Genomic DNA, 2,364 nt, shown 5'->3' with positions numbered 1-2,364 from the left:
TCATCCAAGTGTACAGGATGTGAGAGTCGGAACCTCACCAAAGTTTAGAGCGCCGAAAAAAGGAAAAGGCGCCTCAAATATCCGGTCACCGGAATATCTGAAGCGCCTTTGCTTCGTTTCTCTTTGGATGGTCTAACTATAGTCCTCTTTGAAAGAGAATGCAAGAGAAAAGCAGAAGATTTTCAGAAATTTTTCTGCAGGTCCTGAAACAGTTTTCAGCAGGCTGAGATTCCTTCTCTCCTCCTGCCAATGGCATGCCTCACGGGACACAGGGCCGGGCTGAGAAGTATCGGACACGCCGCAGAAAGCCGGCATCAGCGCAGTAAGGCGCCAATGCCGGCTTTTGTACTGTAATGAATCTTCCGAAAGGATTCAGAAAAGTTCTGTTATTCCTGTTCCAGAGCCAGGGTTCTGGTGGTCAGATCGCAGACTTCTTCCGGTCCGTAGTACTGGATGGCACCGGGATACAGGAAGCATGTCTCTTCCGCCCACTTGTCACGGTTGGCTTCGAAGAACTTGAAGGGTGCGCCTTCCAGTTCCACCAGAGCCTTCTTGATGACAGGCTTGTCTTCGCCGTGACGGCGCTCGATGTTCATCATCTTGGTGATGGGCATACCCCCTGCAACCCACTCGGCAGCGGGTTTGGACAGGTTGGCAATCTTGGACAGATAGCCGGTGAAGCCGTTCTGGATCAGCAGCGCTGCGTTGTAGCCCAGGGAATAGCAGTAGTCCGCATCAAAGTTCGAGGGGAATGCACAGCGTCCTTCGTAGCCGAAGAAGTGGTGCAGCGGGTTGAACTTGCCGGTGTAGGTGCCTTTTTCCTTCCGCTCTTTCAGCTTGTTGGCCACCAGAGCAGAGAACAGTTTTTCGGATTCAATCAGAGAAACCTGCACGTTGCCGTGGGGGTCACGCTCCAGGAACAGCTGCTGCTGGATGTTTTCCGGCAGAATGTCGAACACTTCAAAGGATTCCTTTGTCAGACCGTTCTTGATGAATTCGTATTTGTCCTTCCAGGTGGGAAGTGCGTTGAAGTCATCTGCCTTGGAACCGGCCAGCAGTTCGTTGATTTCGGCAATCAGTGCGGAGAATTCAGGCACGAATTCCACAACACCTTCCGGAATGATGGCCACACCGAAGTTGTCGCCGTTGGCAGCCCGCTTTTCCACGGAATCCGCAATGTAGTCGGCGATTTCGGACAGAGACATTTTCTTTGCCGCAACTTCCTCGGAAATCAGGCAGATGTTGGGCTGTGTCTGCAGGGCAGCTTCCAGTGCCACGTGGGAAGCGGAACGGCCCATGACTTTGATGAAGTGCCAGTACTTCTTGGCGGAGTTGGCATCACGTTCGATGTTGCCAATGAGTTCCGCATATGTCTTGGTGGCTGTGTCGAAACCGAAGGAAGCTTCGATGTCGTCGTTTTTCAGGTCACCGTCAATGGTCTTGGGTGCACCGATGACCTGGACGCCGGTGTTGTGGGCTGCCATGTATTCAGCCAGAACAGCGGCATTGGTGTTGGAGTCGTCACCGCCAATGATCACGATGGCGTTCATGCCATGCTTTTTGGCAACGTCCGCCACAATGTTGAACTGCTCTTCGGTTTCCAGCTTCGTGCGGCCGGAACCGATGATGTCAAAACCGCCGGTGTTGCGGTATTCGTTGATGAAGGCATCATCAAATTCAACGAAATCATCTTCAATCAGACCGCTGGGTCCGCCTTTGAAGCCAAGCAGAACATTCTCGGGGTTGGCTGCCTTCAGGGCATCATACAGTCCGCTGATGACGTTGTGTCCGCCGGGGGCCTGGCCGCCGGAGAGGATCACGCCAACAACCTGCTTTTCGGGTTTTGCAGTGCTTTCGCCTTCCACGAAGGTGATTTCATTCTTGCCGTAGGTGTTGGGGAACAGGGCCTTGATGGCTTCCTGGTCTGCCACACTCTGTGTGGGTTCGCCTTCCTTGACAGCAATGTTCGCAACGCCCTTGCGCAGCATGCCGGGCAGTTTGGGTTCGTACTCGTAACGAGCTTTCTGTAACGGTGAAATAGTCATTTACGCATTAAACTCCTTTTCAACGCTTAAATCATAAAACAGACTGGGGCGTCTGTAAATGACGACCGGGTTCTCTGTGAAACCTGACGGACGGCTGTATCCCGGCTGAAGCAGCCGGAGAGAGAAATGCGTCAGTCCGTGCAGACTGCCTCCCCCGGACAGCCAAAAAAAAGAGGCGGCGATCAGCCGCACCTCTTACGTTCTTCCGTTTCTGACAGCGGTCCTGGCCTGAGACAGGATCCGGTTCACAAACCCGGTTTTTCCGAATACGCAAAATTGGACAGGGTCCACCCCCTACAATAACGCGACCTTAGGGTCG

Annotated in this window: 1 protein-coding gene; it reads right to left on the bottom strand. The window is 53.3% G+C overall.

The annotated features are described in order from the left end of the window. Positions 1-386 precede the first annotated feature (386 nt). Complete coding sequence (locus QZ305_RS11590; RefSeq protein ID WP_294732147.1) at positions 387-2,045, bottom strand: diphosphate--fructose-6-phosphate 1-phosphotransferase; 1,659 nt, start codon at positions 2,043-2,045, stop codon at positions 387-389. Positions 2,046-2,364 lie beyond the last annotated feature (319 nt).

Source organism: uncultured Faecalibaculum sp. (assembly GCF_910588395.1).
Taxonomy (GTDB): domain Bacteria; phylum Bacillota_I; class Bacilli_A; order Erysipelotrichales; family Erysipelotrichaceae; genus Faecalibaculum.
The sequence above is the reverse complement of the archived record's forward strand: the minus strand, read 5'-3'. Positions and strand labels throughout refer to the sequence as shown.